The organism is Photobacterium sp. GB-36 (assembly GCF_003026135.1).
In the GTDB taxonomy this organism is placed as follows: domain Bacteria; phylum Pseudomonadota; class Gammaproteobacteria; order Enterobacterales; family Vibrionaceae; genus Photobacterium.
Genome location: NZ_PYNY01000008.1, coordinates 61,506 through 79,234, shown reverse-complemented (window position 1 = coordinate 79,234; position 17,729 = coordinate 61,506). Strand labels below are relative to the sequence as shown.

At 42.3% G+C, this 17,729-nt stretch carries 21 protein-coding genes; 8 read left to right on the top strand and 13 right to left on the bottom strand.

Annotated features, from left to right (window positions below; all coding sequences use genetic code 11):
- The first annotated feature begins 128 nt into the window (after positions 1-128).
- From C9J46_RS09815 to cysE, 4 genes are all read left to right on the top strand, one after another.
- Positions 129-569 (top strand): rhodanese-like domain-containing protein, encoded by a 441-nt coding sequence (locus tag C9J46_RS09815; protein ID WP_005371904.1) that lies wholly within the window; start codon positions 129-131, stop codon positions 567-569.
- A gap of 123 nt (positions 570-692) precedes the next feature.
- Positions 693-1,154, top strand: coding sequence for a protein-export chaperone SecB (secB, locus tag C9J46_RS09810; RefSeq protein ID WP_045083845.1), 462 nt, complete (start codon positions 693-695; stop codon positions 1,152-1,154).
- A 17-nt stretch (positions 1,155-1,171) separates the two neighbouring features.
- A complete protein-coding gene (gpsA, locus tag C9J46_RS09805; RefSeq protein WP_107247077.1) occupies positions 1,172-2,188 on the top strand; it encodes an NAD(P)H-dependent glycerol-3-phosphate dehydrogenase in 1,017 nt (338 codons plus the stop codon).
- A 150-nt stretch (positions 2,189-2,338) separates the two neighbouring features.
- Positions 2,339-3,160, top strand: a complete 822-nt coding sequence (gene cysE, locus C9J46_RS09800) for a serine O-acetyltransferase (protein ID WP_107207466.1) — start codon at positions 2,339-2,341, stop codon at positions 3,158-3,160.
- 70 nt (positions 3,161-3,230) lie between these two features.
- On the opposite strand, the gene C9J46_RS09795 is transcribed toward cysE, so the two are convergent.
- Positions 3,231-3,695, bottom strand: coding sequence for a tRNA (cytidine(34)-2'-O)-methyltransferase (locus C9J46_RS09795; RefSeq protein WP_107207467.1), 465 nt, complete (start codon positions 3,693-3,695; stop codon positions 3,231-3,233).
- Between the two features lie 96 nt (positions 3,696-3,791).
- Here C9J46_RS09795 and C9J46_RS21940 point away from each other — a divergent pair, with 96 nt between their 5' ends.
- On the top strand, positions 3,792-3,881 hold the full coding sequence (locus C9J46_RS21940; RefSeq protein ID WP_107247081.1) for a diguanylate cyclase domain-containing protein: 90 nt from the start codon (positions 3,792-3,794) through the stop codon (positions 3,879-3,881).
- Positions 3,882-3,961: 80 nt separating this feature from the next.
- On the opposite strand, the gene cpxA is transcribed toward C9J46_RS21940, so the two are convergent.
- Together cpxA and C9J46_RS09780 are read right to left on the bottom strand one after the other, a co-directional pair.
- A complete protein-coding gene (gene cpxA, locus C9J46_RS09785) occupies positions 3,962-5,341 on the bottom strand; it encodes an envelope stress sensor histidine kinase CpxA (RefSeq protein WP_107290835.1) in 1,380 nt (459 codons plus the stop codon).
- Positions 5,341-6,033: a response regulator gene (locus C9J46_RS09780; protein WP_107290834.1), complete on the bottom strand. Its 693-nt coding sequence runs from the start codon at positions 6,031-6,033 to the stop codon at positions 5,341-5,343. The genes cpxA and C9J46_RS09780 overlap by 1 nt, the downstream gene beginning before the upstream one ends.
- Positions 6,034-6,232: 199 nt before the next feature.
- Here C9J46_RS09780 and C9J46_RS09775 point away from each other — a divergent pair, with 199 nt between their 5' ends.
- Positions 6,233-6,700, top strand: a complete 468-nt coding sequence (locus C9J46_RS09775) for a Spy/CpxP family protein refolding chaperone (RefSeq protein ID WP_105061129.1) — start codon at positions 6,233-6,235, stop codon at positions 6,698-6,700.
- Between the two features lie 470 nt (positions 6,701-7,170).
- A complete protein-coding gene (gene pfkA / locus C9J46_RS09770; RefSeq protein WP_107207471.1) occupies positions 7,171-8,133 on the top strand; it encodes a 6-phosphofructokinase in 963 nt (320 codons plus the stop codon).
- A 144-nt stretch (positions 8,134-8,277) separates the two neighbouring features.
- Here pfkA and tpiA read toward each other — a convergent pair whose 3' ends face one another.
- From tpiA to glpX, 5 genes are all read right to left on the bottom strand, one after another.
- Positions 8,278-9,048: a triose-phosphate isomerase gene (gene tpiA, locus C9J46_RS09765; protein ID WP_105061127.1), complete on the bottom strand. Its 771-nt coding sequence runs from the start codon at positions 9,046-9,048 to the stop codon at positions 8,278-8,280.
- A 184-nt stretch (positions 9,049-9,232) separates the two neighbouring features.
- Positions 9,233-9,571 (bottom strand): DUF3135 domain-containing protein, encoded by a 339-nt coding sequence (locus C9J46_RS09760; protein WP_107290833.1) that lies wholly within the window; start codon positions 9,569-9,571, stop codon positions 9,233-9,235.
- A 139-nt stretch (positions 9,572-9,710) separates the two neighbouring features.
- On the bottom strand, positions 9,711-10,454 hold the full coding sequence (locus C9J46_RS09755) for a ferredoxin--NADP reductase (RefSeq protein WP_107290832.1): 744 nt from the start codon (positions 10,452-10,454) through the stop codon (positions 9,711-9,713).
- A gap of 15 nt (positions 10,455-10,469) precedes the next feature.
- A complete protein-coding gene (locus C9J46_RS09750; RefSeq protein WP_107207474.1) occupies positions 10,470-11,084 on the bottom strand; it encodes a metalloregulator ArsR/SmtB family transcription factor in 615 nt (204 codons plus the stop codon).
- Positions 11,085-11,245: 161 nt separating this feature from the next.
- Positions 11,246-12,253 carry a class II fructose-bisphosphatase gene (glpX, locus tag C9J46_RS09745; protein WP_105061123.1) on the bottom strand — a complete coding sequence of 336 codons (1,008 nt, stop codon included), beginning with the start codon at positions 12,251-12,253 and terminating at the stop codon, positions 11,246-11,248.
- A gap of 607 nt (positions 12,254-12,860) precedes the next feature.
- Here glpX and zapB point away from each other — a divergent pair.
- Complete coding sequence (gene zapB, locus C9J46_RS09740; RefSeq protein WP_107207476.1) at positions 12,861-13,103, top strand: cell division protein ZapB; 243 nt, start codon at positions 12,861-12,863, stop codon at positions 13,101-13,103.
- 100 nt (positions 13,104-13,203) lie between these two features.
- On the opposite strand, the gene rraA is transcribed toward zapB, so the two are convergent.
- From rraA to C9J46_RS09715, 5 genes are all read right to left on the bottom strand, one after another.
- Complete coding sequence (gene rraA, locus C9J46_RS09735) at positions 13,204-13,689, bottom strand: ribonuclease E activity regulator RraA (RefSeq protein ID WP_107207477.1); 486 nt, start codon at positions 13,687-13,689, stop codon at positions 13,204-13,206.
- A gap of 120 nt (positions 13,690-13,809) precedes the next feature.
- The gene (locus C9J46_RS09730; protein ID WP_107207478.1) at positions 13,810-14,718 is read right to left on the bottom strand and encodes a 1,4-dihydroxy-2-naphthoate polyprenyltransferase; all 909 of its coding nucleotides are present in this window, start codon (positions 14,716-14,718) and stop codon (positions 13,810-13,812) included.
- A 134-nt stretch (positions 14,719-14,852) separates the two neighbouring features.
- The gene (gene hslU / locus C9J46_RS09725; protein WP_107207479.1) at positions 14,853-16,184 is read right to left on the bottom strand and encodes an HslU--HslV peptidase ATPase subunit; all 1,332 of its coding nucleotides are present in this window, start codon (positions 16,182-16,184) and stop codon (positions 14,853-14,855) included.
- Between the two features lie 10 nt (positions 16,185-16,194).
- Entirely contained in the window at positions 16,195-16,722 is a 528-nt protein-coding gene (hslV, locus tag C9J46_RS09720) for an ATP-dependent protease subunit HslV (RefSeq protein ID WP_005371875.1), read from the bottom strand.
- A gap of 182 nt (positions 16,723-16,904) precedes the next feature.
- Complete coding sequence (locus tag C9J46_RS09715) at positions 16,905-17,639, bottom strand: SPOR domain-containing protein (RefSeq protein WP_107290831.1); 735 nt, start codon at positions 17,637-17,639, stop codon at positions 16,905-16,907.
- Between the last annotated feature and the right edge of the window lie 90 nt (positions 17,640-17,729).

Below are 17,729 nucleotides of genomic sequence, written 5' to 3'. Positions count from 1 at the left end.
CAACAAGTGAGTTAAAGCGCGGAATGAATACCCGTTGCTGTACATGATAGGTAACAACGGTATACTCAAAACCTTTAAAAATCCCGTTAATCTTGGCTGCCATTTAGCCATGAAACAGAGCGAAGCAAATGCAACAATATATTGAATTTTTAACCAGTAACCCTATTTTATCTCTAGTTTGGATCGGTTTAGTTGTGGCTATCATCGGTTCTATGGTCAAAGAGAAAACTGCAACGTATAAAACAATTGGTATTAACGATGCAACAGTTTTAGTCAATCGTGAAGAAGGAGTGTTTGTTGATATTCGCTCTCGTGACGAATACCGTAAGGGTCATATTGCAGGCTCACTTCACGCTTTACCAAGCCAAATTAAAGAACAAAACATTACAGAGCTTGAAAAACATAAAACAGCCCCAATCATTGTGGTATGTAAGACAGGTCAAACCGCTCAAACAACCGCAAATGATTTGAGTAAAGCGGGTTTTACCAATGTTAATGTACTAAAAGACGGTCTGATTGCTTGGAACGAAGCAAACCTGCCGTTAGTAAAAAGCAAAGGTAAAAAATAACGCATTGTTTGATGTGCGGTACGCGTAGTCATACCGCTGTCTATTTATTCAATACAGCCTGTGGTTAGCACTGTGCTGGCGCATTAAGTCTCGTAATAGCGAGCATCAAAAAGGACTCAGGAAATGGCTGAAGCAGCAAATACAGAAGCACAACAAAACTTTCAAATTCAACGTATCTTCCTAAAAGACGTTTCTTTTGAAGCGCCTAATTCACCTGATATGTTCCAAAAAGAATGGAACCCAGATGTGAAATTGGATCTTGATACTCAAAGTCGCGAACTAGCTGAAGGTGTGTATGAAGTTGTACTTCGTCTGACTGTTACAGTTAAGAATGAAGAAGAGAATGCATTCCTTTGTGAAGTTCAGCAGGGTGGTATCTTCTCTGTTGCAGGTATGGAAGCACCACAACTAGCACATTGCCTAGGTGCATTCTGCCCGAACATCCTATTCCCGTACGCGCGTGAAACAATTTCAAGCTTAGTCGTTAAGGGTACATTCCCACAATTGAACCTAGCACCAGTAAACTTTGATGCATTGTTCATGAACTACTTACAAAACCAAGCAGAAGCAAACGCTGAAGCTTAATAAGCAAAGTAACAATTATGACTAAGAACGCAAATAATACGATTTCAATGGCAGTATTAGGTGCTGGCTCTTACGGCACAGCACTTGCTATTGCGTTATCCAGAAATGGTGCCAATGTTATTTTATGGGGCCATGACCCAGAACATATTGCACAATTGGAAATTGATCGTGCCAATGAAGCGTTTCTTCCTGGTGTGCACTTTCCTGAATCGTTAATTGTAACGTCAAACTTACAAGATGCTGTTGAAGGTAGCCGCGATTTACTTGTTGTTGTACCAAGTCATGTATTTGGTCAAGTATTATCACAAGTAAAACCTTTCTTACGCTCAGATTCACGTGTCTGTTGGGCGACCAAAGGGTTAGAACCAGAAACTGGACGCCTGTTAAAAGATGTCGCAGTCGATGCTTTAGGTAATGATATTCCACTTGCAGTGTTATCAGGCCCTACCTTTGCCCAAGAACTGGCTGCGGGTTTACCGACGGCTATTTCTGTTGCATCACCGGATGCGGAGTTTGTTGCTGATCTTCAAGAAAAGATTCATTGTGATAAAACCTTTAGAGTTTATAGCAATAATGATTTTACGGGGATGCAACTAGGCGGCGCGGTAAAAAATGTGATTGCGATTGGTGCAGGTATGTCTGACGGTATTGGCTTTGGTGCCAATGCACGTACAGCGTTGATCACCCGCGGTCTTGCGGAAATGTGTCGTCTTGGCGCGGCATTAGGTGCACAGCCTGAAACCTTTATGGGGATGGCTGGATTGGGTGACTTAGTACTCACATGTACCGATAACCAATCCCGTAACCGTCGTTTTGGTTTAGCACTAGGTGCAGGTAAAAGTGTAGAGCAAGCACAGCAGGAAATTGGTCAAGTTGTTGAAGGTTATCGTAATACCAAAGAGGTTTGGCAATTAGCTAAACGTTATGGTGTTGAGATGCCGATCTCTGAGCAAATTTATCAAGTACTTTATCAAGGTAAAGATGCTCGTGAGGCTGCTAAAGAATTACTCGCACGCGAGAAAAAATATGAATAACAGTAAGATATAAAGGTAACAACCTTATTATCTTCTGTTTCAACAACGCGAGCCCTGGCTCGCGTTGTTTTTTTTTGCAATCAGGTTAAAGTAATACCTGACTAATTAAGTATAGTTATAAGAAGAATAGATAAGTAAGCAGAGGATGACGTGAAGCAATGTCAACAACACCAGCTTTGGCCAGCGATCAAGCAGGAAGCACGAGAGCAGTCAGAGCATGAACCAATGCTTGCGAGTTTTTATCATGCCACGATTATTAAGCATGATGATCTTGCTGCTGCATTGAGTTATATACTTGCCAATAAATTGGCGACACCATCGATGCCAGCGATGGCTGTTCGTGAGGTCATCGAAGAAGCGTATGCTAGCGATTGTTCGATAGTTGAATCGGCAGCACGTGATATTTGTGCTGTTGTTGAACGTGATCCTGCTATTGAGATGTATTCTATTCCATTACTTTATCTTAAAGGTTGTCACGCTCTTCAAGGATATCGTGTGGCTAACTGGTTGTGGAAACAAGATCGAAAAGCCTTAGCGGTTTATCTACAAAACCAAATCTCGGTAGCTTGCCAAGTCGATGTGCATCCTGCGGCAAAAATCGGTCAAGGGATCATGTTTGATCACGCGACCGGTATTGTGATTGGTGAAACCGCTGTCATTGAAAATGATGTTTCAATTCTTCAGGACGTCACATTAGGTGGTACGGGGAAAGAGAGTGGCGATCGTCACCCGAAGATCCGTGAAGGGGTGATGATAGGTGCTGGCGCTAAAGTGTTAGGCAATATCGAAGTCGGTGAAGGGGCGAAAATAGGCTCTTGTTCGGTAGTGTTAAATTCTGTACCTCCCCATACCACTGTCGCTGGTATTCCTGCCAAAGTGGTTGGGCGACCAAATTCTGATAAACCATCGATGGATATGGATCAGCAATTTAATGGTAACTCGCAAACGTTTATTGAAGGTGATGGTATTTAGCCATCGTTATGTTCAATAAAAGACATATTGAATGTGAAAAAAAGGCGATCATTGATCGCCTTTTTCTGTTTTATACCGCGCCGTTAAAATCCATTTGTCGCCATGCTTCAAACGCAATAATCGCAACTGCATTGGAAAGGTTTAAGCTGCGGCTATCGGGTTGCATTGGAATACGTAAGCGTTGCTCAAGGGGCTGGCTGGCAATAAATTCAGCCGGTAGGCCACGAGTTTCTGGGCCAAAAAGTAACACATCACCTTGCTTAAATTTCGCATTAGTATGGAAATTAGTGGTTTTGGTGGTGCAGGCAAAAATACGACGCCCTTCCATTGCTTGTATGAAAGCAGCAAAATCTTTATGGCGATGGACATGCGCTAAATCATGATAATCCAAACCAGCACGGCGTACTTTTTTCTCGTCTAAATCAAATCCTAATGGTTCAATCAAATGCAAGTTAGCACCACAGTTCGCACTGAGGCGAATAATGTTACCCGTATTGGGGGCAATTTCAGGTTCATATAACGCAATATCAAACATAATTTATCGCTTTATTAGCAGCTAAAGATAACACATTGTGACAAGCTCAGTATAAACAAGCAAATGGCCTGAGCATAAAGATTATTTCCACTAAGAGTGTGTCTGTTTTTAGCTTTGTATATTGATCTGGACGATTTTAAGTCAATAAATGATCAATATGGTCATGCCAATGGAGATAGAGTATGAAAGCCTCGTTACTTTAATGACATGCAACGTTTTCGGCTCAAAAGTGTCGCTGGTTTATCAAGAGTATCTCTTTAATGGTGTTAACAGGCCAGAGGCAGAGTAATAGTAATATTCAATCCGCCAAGGGAGCTATTATTCGCTTTAATTGTTCCTCTATGTTGTCGAATCGCACTTTCTGTAATAGCTAAACCAAGCCCAGTGCCTCCGCTGTCACGATCTCGTGCGGTGGAGACGCGGTAAAAGGGCCGGAAGATATCATCTAATTCCGCCTCAGGCACACCGTCACCATTGTCATCAATCGTGATGGTGAGCAGGTGCTGTTGAACCGTAAACTGTATTTCAATGACGTCATTGCCGTATTTAATCGCGTTACGTATTACGTTCTCTAGTGCGCTGATCAATAGGTTAGGGTTGCCATTAATCGGCCAATCTTGCAGCGCGTTATAACGTAAAGTTTTATGGCATTGTTCAGCTTCAAAGCGAGCATCTTCAAGCATCTCATACCATAGTGTTTGGCTATCAAGCCTTTCATTTTGTTGATGACTATTGACTTGCATTCTAGATAATTCAAGTAATTCGCCAATCATGGTTTCTAATCGTTCAGCCTCAGTATCAACGCGGGTTAGCTCACGGCTTTCCCCTTGTTTGCGTTGAGCTAATGCGGTAGCCATCCGTAAACGAGTGAGTGGTGAGCGTAACTCATGCGAAATATCTGACAGTAAACGTTGCTGTCCACTGATCATGGTATTTAATGCCCCTACCATTTGGTTAAAGCTTGCGCCAGCTTGTTTAAATTCTCGTGGTCCGGTTTCTAAATTTGGATCGGCGGTAAACTCACCTTGTGCGACACGCTCTGCGGCTTGTTGTAAACGTCTTGCTGGGCGTGTGACTGCCCAAGCGAGCCAGAGCAAAAAGGGGGTGCTGACAAGCATTGTCACGAGTAGGAGCTTAAATGGCTTATCCAAAATTTGAATGATAAACGGGGAAGGGCCACGCCATATTTGACTGCTATACATATAAATATCACCCTTCGGCGTATTGATCGTAAAGGGGCCAGCCATCATCCAGCGACCATATAAACGTTGCTTAGGGGCACTTGGGTTATCAGCAATAGTAATAAAGTTACGCAATGCTTTAGTGTGTTTTTGTGGTGAGATAATGTCGCCATCAAGAGTCGTAAAATAAATCTGGATATCATGATTATTTTTACGTTTTGTTAAGCGTTTGAGTTTTTGTTCTAGCTGCAATCTTTTAACGGTTTCGTTTCGTGGGGTGTTGAGCTTTTGGTTAATATTTTCTGCGGTATATTCTAGGCGTTTAAGGTGAGGCTCTGGGATCGCTTGCCCTGTTCGAGGATCGAGTTGAAATAACAAAACGATTGTCACGACGACAACAAAAAGGGTAAACCAGAAAATGGCAAAAATACGGCCATAAAGGCTAGTGAGCCCCGGAAATTTCATTATGCTTCCTCAACTAATAAGTAACCTTTACCGCGTAAGGTTTTAATCCTTGGCTTACCATCTAAGCGCTCTGGCAACTTTTTACGAATATTGGATACATGCATATCAATGGCGCGATCAAAACGAGCTAAACGTTTACCGAGTACATCTAGGCTTAAGGATTCTTTGGCAATAATCTGACCTGGGCGTTGAATAAAATAGCTTAATAAAGCGAGCTCTGTGCCTGTCATTTCGATTGGAATTTCCTGACAAAGCACCTCTTGTCGTCCGGGATAAATCGTAATGTCTTGATAGGTGAGTAGGTCTGATTTTTCAGTGGTTTTTTCATTCGTGGCTTGAGTACGGCGCAATACTGCGCGTATACGCGCTAACAACTCTCGGTCGCTAAAAGGTTTAGGCAGGTAATCATCAGCGCCGAGTTCAAGACCAAGCACACGATCAATTTCATCACCTTTAGCGGTTAACATCATCACAGGTGTTGAATGGGACTCTCGTAAGCGACGTAGCATTTCAGTGCCGTTCATTACTGGCATCATGACATCAAGTAAAATCAGATCGATACTGTTATCTACCTTTTCTAATCCTTGCTGGCCATTATTGGCTTCAATCACATCAAAGCCTTCTAGCTCTAGAATATCTTTTAATAATGCTGTGAGCTCAATGTCGTCATCGACAAGTAAAATTTTCGCCATGGTCAAACCTATGCAAAGATAAAGAGAGTGATGAAGTTTTGAGCCTAGTATCGCTAATGTCAGCGTGAACGCCAAGTTTCGTTATCATTGATTTACGTAGCTTTACGTTTACTCGACAACGCTTTACTTGTGATCCGTTATTATGATTACCAAGCACAATGGCACAGGTTGCCGCACCCAAATAGTTGGAGATACAAGCATGAAAATGTTCAAAAAAACAATGATGATGGCGATTGCAGTACCAATGGTATTAGGTTCGATGTCAGTAATGGCAGCTCCGAACTCACATGGTATGAAAGGACATCATGGTGAGCGTGGCCTGTTTAAACAGCTAGAGTTGACTGATACACAAAAAGCCGAAATGAAAACCTTACGAGAGAAAGATCGTGAAGCGATGAAAGCGGAGCGACAGGCTAATCGCACTGAAATGCAAACAGATCACAAAGCACTCGATAAATTAGTACTGGCAGATAATTTTGATGAGCAAGCGGTACGTCAATTGGTCGATCGTATGTCAGAGAAACAAGCCGAGCACCGTGTTGAGCGATTAAAACAGCGCCATCAAATGTTGAATATTTTGACCCCAGAGCAAAAAGCAAAATATGTGGAATTAAAGCAACAGCATGCCGAAAAGCGATTTATGAAACTTGAGAAAAAAACACACTGAGTGTTTGAGTAATAAAGACAAAAAAAGAAAGCCATAACTTCTGTTGTGGCTTTTTTTTGATTTTTTACTCAGGAGTTAGAGCCCTCATAAAAAAATCACCTCGATGATCGTATTTTCTCGTAGGTTTTGTTATTAATTGTCATCATAAAACGGCTATACTGCGTGATATTGAACACACCATAGGCATATGGATCATCAAGTACACGAAAAATCGGGCTGATTATGTAGCAACGTCAGCTTAAAACGAAAGAGATAAGGTTAATTTTTGTGTAAAAAGAAGCTTGATTGAATCCCGACCTTGCGTGATATGAATCAACTAAATATTTTTGCAAACTTGTAATACTCCTACGTAAGTAGAAAAGTTTCAGTTTTTACACGCACAGCACGGGTGTTGCTGTGATATCGAGCAGGGGAACCTCGGTATAATCGTGTCGGATTTGATTTTCAATTCCCAAAGTCAGAGGGTAACCATGATTAAGAAGATTGGTGTTTTGACCAGTGGTGGTGACGCACCTGGTATGAATGCAGCAGTTCGCGGCGTAGTTCGAGCAGCGTTAACTGAAGGTCTAGAAGTGTACGGTATTTATGATGGCTACCAAGGTCTTTATAACAACTGTATCGAAAAGCTAGATCGTAAAAGTGTATCTGATGTGATCAACAAAGGCGGTACATTCCTAGGCTCTGCGCGTTTTCCTGAATTCCGAGAAGTGGAAGTGCGTGAAAAAGCGATTGAGAACCTAAAACTGCATGGCATTGATGCATTAGTAGTTATTGGTGGTGACGGTTCATACATGGGCGCGAAGAAGTTAACTGAGATGGGTTACCCATGTATCGGTCTTCCTGGCACTATCGATAATGACGTTGCAGGTACTGATTACACTATCGGTTACATGACAGCAATGAATACGGTTATCGATGCAATTGACCGTTTACGTGATACATCATCTTCACACCAACGTATCTCTATTGTAGAAGTGATGGGTCGTCATTGTGGTGACTTAACCCTAATGTCTGCGATTGCTGGTGGTTGTGAGTACATCATCACACCTGAAACTGGTCTAGATAAAGAAAAATTACTAACGCATATCCGTGAAGGTATTGCTAAAGGTAAAAAGCACGCAATTATTGCTATCACAGAGCTAATGACTGATGTGAATGAACTGGCTAAGTTCATTGAAACTGAAACAGGTCGTGAAACTCGTGCAACAGTATTGGGCCACATTCAGCGTGGCGGTCAACCAACAGCGTTTGACCGTGTACTTGCTTCTCGTATGGGTGCATATGCAGTTGATCTTCTTCAAAAAGGTGAAGGTGGTCGTTGTGTAGGTATTCAGTGTGAGCAACTTGTTCACCACGATATCATCGATGCAATTGAAAATATGCGTCGCCCTGTTCGTAACGATCTTTATGAGTTAGCTGAGAAGTTATTTTAAGAGATTTATCGAGCAGTAAGAGAGAAAAAAGGTCGATTATTATCGGCCTTTTTTATTACCTTGAAATCGGTAAAGGACGGTTTTTTGCGATAAAAACAAAAAGGCCACCCGTAGGTGACCTCTTAGGCTAATCAACAAGAATGATTAGTTTTTCGCTTCAGCTGCTGCTTTAGCAATAGCTGCAAAGCTTTCAGCATCAAGTGCTGCGCCACCAACTAGAGCACCGTCGATGTCTGGTTGTGCGAAGTATGCAGCTGCGTTTTCTGGCTTAACAGAACCGCCGTATTGGATAACAACGTTCTTAGCGACTTCTTCACTCTTCTCAGCGATGTGAGCACGGATAGCAGCGTGGATGCGTTGTGCATCGTCAGCAGTTGCTGCTTTACCTGTACCGATAGCCCAGATTGGTTCGTAAGCGATGATTGCGCCGTTCAGTGCTTCAACACCTTGAGTGTTGATAACTGCGTCAAGTTGACGCGCACATACAGCTACTGTTTCGCCAGCTTCGTTTTGTGCTTCTGACTCACCAATACAAAGAACTGGCGTTAGGCCATTTTCTTTTAGGAATGCGAATTTTTGAGCAACAAACTCATCTGATTCGTTGTGGTATTCACGACGCTCAGAGTGACCGATGATGATGTGGCTAGCACCGAATTCTTTAAGCATTGCAGGAGAAATATCACCTGTGAATGCGCCGTTGTTGTGTAGATCAACGTTTTGAGAACCAAGGATGATTTTGCTGTTCGCTTTGCTTAGTAGCTGCTCAGCTAGATCCAAGTACATTACTGGTGGAGCGATGGCTACGTCAACACCTTCAACACCGTTAAGTGCTGCATCAAGACCTTTGATAAGGCCAGAGACCATTTCCTTGCTACCGTTTAGCTTCCAGTTACCCATAACCACAGGATGGCGCATAGCTTTTCTCCAAATTTAAATGATGTAATTAACTTAACTTGATGTAGTAAAAATATACCAACAATGGTTTATTTTTACTGTCCAAAATCATTAATGAGCTCGGTTGTACCTTTTTCAAGGCGAAAAGTGAACTCATAATTTCAAAATATTTCAAAATATAGTTAATTTCTTGCAGGAAGCGTAGTTAGAAAGAGCTTTTATCTGTGTTTTTGGATTGTTTGGGATGAGATGAAATCGGCGTGATCTCAGCATTTTCTTGGTTATAGGGGTGTTGGAGGGTTTCGGCAAAGCGAACTAATTGGCGTTGTAATTCATTTCGCAACAACATGGTGGTGTGAAGTGGGTTTTTTCCACGACTAATAACTAGATCGATATGACTTTGCTGTGCTTTTAGGCGTGGTTGCATGCTGTCATGTGCTTGGTTTATTGCATCTTCTATTAATTGTTGGCGTAGTCGTTCGAATTGTTCTGGATCTTCTTTTGCCATTTTTGCCATATCATCAAAATTGGGTAGCGTATCCATCGTCAACTCCATCCGTACAACTACCTTTAGTATATGAAAAGATAACGGGTATGGCGTCTTAGAGGTGAGATTAGTAGGAGATAAATGGCAACTTAATGCATATATCTCCTATTTGATACAACTCATCGGGTGTTAATGATTACCAATAATGCTCCATAGTAATTTGTCCCGGTTTTCGGCGTAAATTTTTAGCAAATCCTCGCGCTTCTAGCACACTTTTAGTCTCTTTTACCATTTCAGGGTTGCCGCATAACATAATTTGGCTTTGATCTGGATGTAATGTTAGCCCAACATGGCGCTCTAGTTGCCCATCAGCAAGGGCTTGAGTGATCCTTCCTGTCAGGCAAAGAGGAGACGGTTCTCGGCTGACAAAAGGCTGGACGATAAGTTGATCGCCATATTGCTGCTTTAATTGTGTGATTTCTGCTTGATAACTTAAATCTGCGGCAAAACGAACCGCATGAACTAAGACGATCTTTCTAAACCGATGCCAGACATCGCCTTGTTGCAAAATAGAGAGGTAAGGACCGATAGCCGTCCCTGTTGCAAGTAGCCAAAGGTGATCGCCTTGTGGGACTTCATCAAGAGTAAAAAAGCCATTGGCGCGCGCAGAAATCAGGACTGTATCACCTTCTTCTAGTTGGTGGAGTCGTGGTGACAATAACCCGCCTTGAACCCTTGTGGCGTAAATATCGATGGTTGGCTGTTGGGGAGGGTTAACAAAAGAATAGGCACGTTGGATCATTTGGCCATCAATCTCTAAGCCGAGCTTGGTAAATTGCCCAGCTTTAAAAGGCTCGATGTTTGCCGCTAATGACAAACTGAATAAATTATTATTCCAGTGGCGGTTTGCAATAACTTGAGCAGGAATCCAATCAGCCATTATGGCCTCCTAATTCTATGATGTTATTCGATAAGTGCAGCGCCTTTGACCTGAAATGATATGTTCTTCACGTTCAATACGGATGTTTTCTCCAAGAAGGCGTTTAAATACCGTAAGTTCTGAGAGACATAGCGCAGGACAATGTTGTGCTGCTCGACAAATAGGGCAGTGATTTTCAACTAAGGTATACCCATCGTGCGTTGTTATAAGCTCTGCCATATACCCATCTTGTGTACGTAATTGAGCGAGGTGTTCGAGCTTTTCTTTGAGTGTTTCGCACGTTTGTAATGTTTGTTGATACTGTTCGTAAGTCTGCTGTTCGCGTTTTGCGATAACTTGCTCAAGCCCTGATGTTCCGAACAGATCTTCAACTGACTCTAACATGTGTACGGCTAAATCATGATGACGATCAGTAAAACGACGATGTCCTTGCTCTGTTAATTGCCAATGACGGGTAGGACGTCCGACTTTGACTTTGACATCGTTAAAATCAACCAGCCCTTCATCTTCTAAGCTTTGTAAGTGCTGACGAATTCCCATGGTAGTAACGGAGAACTTTTCAGCCAATACTTTTGCCGTGACAGGACCTTCATTTTTTAAGTGATAGAGGATTTTCTCGATGGTTTTCATAGCTACCTATATATTCATTTCTCTAGGTATTATGGGATCAGCTCATTAAATAAAGCAATCTCTTTACCATTCTAACGGGTTGCGTTGATTTTGCTTCTTAGGAGTGAGAGGTGGGAAAAAAAGCGTACCGAAGTACGCTTTCTTGCATGTGAATATCGTAATTAGATGATGTGCGATTTTACAATGTCATCTTTACGATCAAGGTAATGGGTCGACTTAATACGACGAATAGTACGGCATTGACCACGGATCAATAAGGTTTCCGTTGTCGCGATATTACCTTGACGATGAATGCCTTCTAGTAAGTCACCTTTGGTTATACCTGTCCCTGCAAAAATCACGTTATCGCTTTTTGCCATATCTTCAATACGCAGTAATGTGTTGGTTTTAATACCCATTTCGTGGCAACGACGAATTTCAATTTCACCGAGTTCGCGGTTTTCTGTGGTATCACCTTTTACCTCATGTCGAGGAAGTAAACGCGCCTGCATGTCACCGCCTAATGCACGGATCGCGGCGGCGGAAACAACACCTTCTGGCGCACCACCGATACAGTACATCACGTCGACTTCACTATCTGGCATGCAAGTTAGAATAGACGCCGCCACATCGCCATCAGGCACGGCAAAGACACGAATACCGATTGCTTGCATTTGCTTAATCGTTTCATCGTGGCGAGGCTTGGCAAGGGTGATCACGACTAAATCTTGCAATGATTTACCTAGAGCATTAGCAATAGCCGTCAAGTTATCAACGAGTGGCTTCTCAAGATCAATCACGCCTTTTGCAGCAGGGCCAACCACCAGTTTTTCCATGTACATATCAGGCGCCTTTAGAAAGCTTCCTTTTTCACCCGCGGCTAATACAGCGAGGGCATTATTTTGTCCCATCGCTGTCATACGTGTTCCTTCAATGGGATCGACTGCAATATCAACAGCATCGCCACCGCAGCCCACCTTTTCACCGATGTAGAGCATTGGCGCTTCATCAATTTCGCCTTCACCAATTACGATCTCGCCATTGATTTCAGTTTGATTAAGTAGAATACGCATCACTTCTACCGCAGCATTATCAGCAGCATTTTTATCGCCACGACCAAGCCATTTATGGCCCGCTAGTGCCGCCCCTTCTGTAACCCGTGAGAATGCCATTGCTAAATCGCGTTTCATGATAACTCCAGATATAAAATCGATTAGATAAATAAACTGAGTCGATTTTAACATAAGGGATGGTGAAACGATTGCGCAAAATAAAGGGCAGTATTGCAATGTTCATAACCCGTATTAATCGCTGTGTATAAATTCTGGTTTTGATGACAAGCCACTATTATATCCTGCATGTGGTCATGCTAATGATTAGCGTTATTTTTGGTGACAGAATATCAATGAATGAATCGTGACAAAAAAGCAATATTGGTGGTATTGGGTCTAAACACTGTGTACAAATTAGGATATAAATAAGAAAGCGTAAGTTAGGTGACAGTTAAGCTTATTCGTTGATGTTTTTTTGACAGGGAAGAGAGCAAATAAAGCTGAGATTCGATTAAAAATGAACTTCGCGCTGTATTTGGTTGTCTCAGTGGGCGAATATTTGATCCACTTTGCAAAAATTATATCAGACTTGTGTGATTTTCATCCGTTTGCCCAAAAGCATTAGAATTGTGGATGTCAGATAGTCGCTGCCTCGTTAGAATAGAGGTGAATGTGAATTTAACTCGCGCGTAGGTGATTGGCTTAATGACTAAGCCAACATACGGGCTAAGATCAGGTAAACAATATGTCTCTAGAAATGTTAGAACAACTAGAAGCCAAAGTTCAGATGGCAATTGATACAATTTCTATTCTACAAATGGAAATTGATGAATTAAAAGAGCAAAACTCTCAACTTTCGATGGAAGCGCAAGAACTACGCTCTGGTCGTGAAAGTCTAAATGAAGAAAATGAAAAACTACGTCAAGATCATAATGCATGGCAGGAGCGCGTACGCAACCTACTAGGCAAAATGGAACACGTAGAATAATACTGATTTCAGTTTATCTGTTTCGGTTTTCGGCTTGGTATGTTGTTTTCAGGAACGACAGCATACCGGGCCGTAATTTTATTGATTGCTCGCAGTATGTCTAATCGATATCAAGAGGCTCAGGCGATAAAATAACCCCTGTATTATCAGCATAGATATGATCTTCTGGTAAGAAGGTCACCCCACCAAAATTGACTGCAACGTCAACCTCACCGATATCACGTTGATCAGCGCCCACTGGGATTGAGGCAAGCGCCTGAATACCAAGATCTAATTCATCTAGCTCATCAACATGGCGAACACAGCCATAAATAATCAGCCCTTCCCATTGATTTTCTTGCGCTAAATGAGCTAAATCGATATCAATTAATGCACGTCGTAGTGAACCACCACCGTCAATTAATAACACTCGCCCTACGCCTGATTGTTCTAAGACTTGGCGAATAACACCGTTATCTTCAAAACATTTTATGGTGGTTATTTGACCGCCAAAAGAGCTGCGTCCACCGTAAGAGCTGAACATAGGCTCAACAACATCAACGTGTTCGAGATAGATATCACACAGTTCAGAGGTATTGTATTCCATAAGTGGACTTCTTATTTAGCGAAAGAAAAGAAAGGAAATCAATAAGGCTTATAACGAGGAGATACTCATCGTAAGCCTTGTTGAAATTATAACCAGTTGATCTGTCATTGCAATTCGCAATTATGACAAGATGATCCCAAGAGCAAACAATAAATTCGTCAGTAAAGCACATTTGACCATGGTTGCCATCATTGGGCGGAGTTCTTCACCATTTTTAGAATGATAAACAGCACGACCATGTTTAAATAGTAGTGGCACACTCAATAAAAATAGCCATCCGAATAGCGATTTTGTTTCAAATAGAGAAAAAAGCGTTAAACATACAACACTGGCTGCTAATAAGAAGAGGTGGTATTTACGACCCCATTCAGGTCCCATTCGTACGACCAAAGTTTGCTTACCATAAGCTCGGTCGTTATCAATATCACGTAGGTTATTAATATTAAGAACGCCCACTGCGAGCAAACCACAGGCCGTTGCCGGTAACATTATCACTGAATCAATGTTGCCAGCTTGTAGGTAGTAAGTGCCTGCAACACCCAACCAGCCAAAAAAGATTAATACTGATAAATCACCTAAGCCACGGTAACCGTAGGGCTTATTACCCACGGTATAGGCAATAGATGCAACAATAGCTAGCGCGCCGAGTAGTATAAAGCCAATGATGTCATGGGGATTATGACAGGCAAAAAATATCAATGATAAGCCACTGATTGCTGTCAGAATAATGTTGACAAACATGGCAGTACGCATGGCTTTCGGGGTTACTAATCCTGATTGAATCGCACGTTGAGGTCCTAAACGATCATCATTATCGGTGCCTTTGACAGCGTCACCGTAATCATTAGCAAGGTTAGAAAGAATTTGCAGCAAAAGGGCGGTTAATAAAGCGAGCGCTGCAATTAAAGCAGAAAAACTTCCATGCCATCCTGCCACTGCACTACCGCATACAATTGATGCGATGGCTAGTGGCAAGGTTTTCGGTCTTGCTGCATCTAACCAAATAGCAAGTGATGAAGATGATTTCATAATCTAGGTACTTAAATAATGAGGGAATAGCTATTATGGCGAAAATTTGGATTGGCGCAAATTTATCCCATTAATAGTTGCTAAAATAAAAAAAACGGTGCGCAAGGCACCGTTATTTCTGAAAGGCAATGTTATTACAGGATAAAGCGGCTTAAATCTTCATCTTGTACGAATTCACCAAGACGCTCGCTAACATATGCGGCATCAATCGTGAATTTCTCACCAGACTTTTCGCTTGCATCATAGGAAATTTCTTCCATTAGACGCTCCATAACGGTATGCAGACGACGAGCACCGATATTCTCAGTACGCTCATTCACTTGCCATGCCGCATCCGCTAGGCTGTCGATACCGTCAGCCGTGAATTCGATTTCAACTGATTCTGTTGCCATTAATGCTTTGTATTGCTCTGTTAGCGATGCATTTGGCTCCGTCAGAATTCGTTTAAAGTCGTGACTTGTTAGCGCTTCAAGCTCAACGCGAATAGGTAAACGACCTTGCAATTCAGGGATCAAATCTGATGGCTTAGCCACTTGGAAAGCGCCTGATGCAACAAACAGGATGTGGTCTGTTTTAACCATACCGTGTTTGGTTGATACTGTGCTGCCTTCGACTAATGGGAGTAAGTCGCGCTGCACACCTTCACGAGAAACATCAGGACCGGAAGACTCGCCACGCTTACAAATTTTATCGATTTCATCGATGAACACGATACCATTGTTTTCAACCGAATGAATGGCTTGTTCTTTAAGCTCTTCTTGGTTGACTAACTTCGCCGCTTCTTCTTCGGTTGCAGCTTTTAGCGCGTCTTTGATTTTCATCTTGCGCTTTTTAGTGGTATTGCCAGCAAGGTTTTGGAACATGCCCTGTAGCTGGTTGGTCATTTCTTCCATACCAGGAGGCGCCATGATCTCTACACCCATCTGAGGTGCTGCAATGTCCATTTCAATTTCTTTATCGTCAAGCTTGCCTTCACGTAATTTTTTACGGAAAGATTGACGAGTCGACGACTCTGCAGGGGCTTCTTCATTTTGACCCCAAGCATCACGCGCTGGTGGTAGAAGGGCATCTAAAATACGCTCTTCTGCTAATTCTTCAGCACGGAAACGGACTTTCTCAGTCGCCTGTTGATGTGTCATTTTTACTGCTACATCAGTTAGATCGCGAATGATTGTTTCGACTTCTTTACCAACATAACCCACTTCGGTGAATTTTGTTGCTTCTACTTTAATGAAAGGCGCGTTAGCTAGTTTCGCTAAGCGGCGTGCAATCTCGGTTTTACCCACCCCAGTTGGGCCGATCATTAAAATATTTTTTGGCGTTACTTCAACACGCAACTCTTCAGGAAGTTGCATACGACGCCAGCGGTTACGTAGTGCAATCGCAACTGCTCGTTTCGCTTTGTCTTGACCGATAATATGGCGATTAAGTTCATGAACGATTTCGCGAGGAGTCATTTCAGACATTACAACTTCCTTACTTAGTTTCTAATTCTTCAATGGTGTGATTGTGGTTAGTGAACACACAAATATCACCAGCAATATTCAGGGCTTTCTCTGCAATTTCTCGCGCACCTAAATCGGTATTTTCTAGCAATGCTGTGGCTGCGGCTTGGGCGAAATTACCGCCAGAGCCAATCGCAATTAAGTCGTGCTCTGGTTGCACAACGTCACCATTACCAGTGATGATGAGTGAGCCAGTTTCATCGGCAACGGCCAACAAGGCTTCAAGCTTACGCAGAGCGCGATCAGTACGCCAATCTTTGGCAAGTTCTACGGCCGATTTTAGAAGGTGGCCTTGGTGCATCTCAAGCTTACGCTCAAAACGTTCAAATAGAGTGAATGCATCAGCGGTACCGCCAGCAAAACCTGCCAGTACTTTATTGTTATATAGACGGCGAACTTTACGTGCGTTGCCTTTCATTACTGTGTTACCAAGTGATACTTGGCCGTCACCAGCAATGACGACTTTACCGTTTCGACGTACAGATACAATAGTTGTCACGGGGTTAACCTCTCTGGTTCTGCTCCGGCATAGCCGGTAACGTTAATGTGAAAAGATCTGGGGATGAAAGAAAGGCTTTTCAAGTATGAACTGTCAATTGGTCGCTATTATTACGTTTATCTAACATAAAAAAAGGACGTACATAGGTACGTCCTTCTGATTATTTGGCTAACCTTGGAGAGTTATTGCCAATGCCAAATACCACACGGTGAAACACCGCCATTTTGTAGTTTAGCTTTATCTTTTTCAGCACTGCTTTTTTGTGAGTAAGGGCCTAATACGACACGGTACCAGGTTCCTTTTGCATCACTGCTAATTTTAAGTTGGCTATTCATGCCTTGGAATGCAATTTTTGCTTTACGTTCATCGGCTTGTGATTTATTACGGTAAGCACCACACTGCAATACAAAGCGCACACTTGATGTCGCCTCGGGCTGATTTTGGGCTGGACTTGGTTTTGTGTCTACAGTAACCACAGGCTTAGCAGTTTGAGCGTTCTCTTTCGGTTTAGGTGTGTCTGTTTTTTTAGCTGCAGTTTCTGTTTCCACTGGCTGCATACGTTGGTTTTTCAAGTCGTCTGGCACGATGACTTTTTTATTTTCTAATTCTTGAATGTAACGCCATTTTTCTTCAGGTTTTGGCGGTAGAACTTCTTTATTAGCGGTTTTTTTAACCTCATTAGTGGGTTGAGGTTTTGCACTAATTAAAGGTTCATCTTTATGTGCTGGTTTTTCAGGAACATCAGTACCAGATAAGAAGAATAAACCAGTAATAAGTCCAAATACTAATACAATAGCGGTGACCGCCCACTTGATTGGAAATCCACTAGAGGCGGGGGCTTTTTTTCGACTCGGACTGCTTTTTTTATTTGCCGGTTTCGGCGAGCGTCCGCGTTTTACATAATCTTTAGTAGCCACGATGATAGACAAATATGTTGAGAGAAGGAAAGAACTCTATGTTACAAAGTTGGAATGATACTGACTAGTTTTTATCACTATTAATGTGTG

Coding starts and splice junctions, on each gene's coding strand:
- C9J46_RS09750 (WP_107207474.1), bottom strand. CDS start 11,084: ATGAAAACCATCGAGAAAATCCTCTATCACTTAAAAAATGAAGGTCCT.
- zapB (WP_107207476.1), top strand. CDS start 12,861: ATGTCTCTAGAAATGTTAGAACAACTAGAAGCCAAAGTTCAGATGGCA.
- tpiA (WP_105061127.1), bottom strand. CDS start 9,048: ATGCGCCATCCTGTGGTTATGGGTAACTGGAAGCTAAACGGTAGCAAG.
- C9J46_RS09795 (WP_107207467.1), bottom strand. CDS start 3,695: ATGTTTGATATTGCGTTATATGAACCTGAAATTGCCCCCAATACGGGT.
- C9J46_RS09730 (WP_107207478.1), bottom strand. CDS start 14,718: ATGAAATCATCTTCATCACTTGCTATTTGGTTAGATGCAGCAAGACCG.
- C9J46_RS09755 (WP_107290832.1), bottom strand. CDS start 10,454: ATGGCTGATTGGATTCCTGCTCAAGTTATTGCAAACCGCCACTGGAAT.
- glpX (WP_105061123.1), bottom strand. CDS start 12,253: ATGAAACGCGATTTAGCAATGGCATTCTCACGGGTTACAGAAGGGGCG.
- hslU (WP_107207479.1), bottom strand. CDS start 16,184: ATGTCTGAAATGACTCCTCGCGAAATCGTTCATGAACTTAATCGCCAT.
- C9J46_RS09760 (WP_107290833.1), bottom strand. CDS start 9,571: ATGGATACGCTACCCAATTTTGATGATATGGCAAAAATGGCAAAAGAA.
- gpsA (WP_107247077.1), top strand. CDS start 1,172: ATGACTAAGAACGCAAATAATACGATTTCAATGGCAGTATTAGGTGCT.
- cpxA (WP_107290835.1), bottom strand. CDS start 5,341: ATGAAATTTCCGGGGCTCACTAGCCTTTATGGCCGTATTTTTGCCATT.
- C9J46_RS09775 (WP_105061129.1), top strand. CDS start 6,233: ATGAAAATGTTCAAAAAAACAATGATGATGGCGATTGCAGTACCAATG.
- C9J46_RS09780 (WP_107290834.1), bottom strand. CDS start 6,033: ATGGCGAAAATTTTACTTGTCGATGACGACATTGAGCTCACAGCATTA.
- secB (WP_045083845.1), top strand. CDS start 693: ATGGCTGAAGCAGCAAATACAGAAGCACAACAAAACTTTCAAATTCAA.
- pfkA (WP_107207471.1), top strand. CDS start 7,171: ATGATTAAGAAGATTGGTGTTTTGACCAGTGGTGGTGACGCACCTGGT.
- rraA (WP_107207477.1), bottom strand. CDS start 13,689: ATGGAATACAATACCTCTGAACTGTGTGATATCTATCTCGAACACGTT.
- C9J46_RS09815 (WP_005371904.1), top strand. CDS start 129: ATGCAACAATATATTGAATTTTTAACCAGTAACCCTATTTTATCTCTA.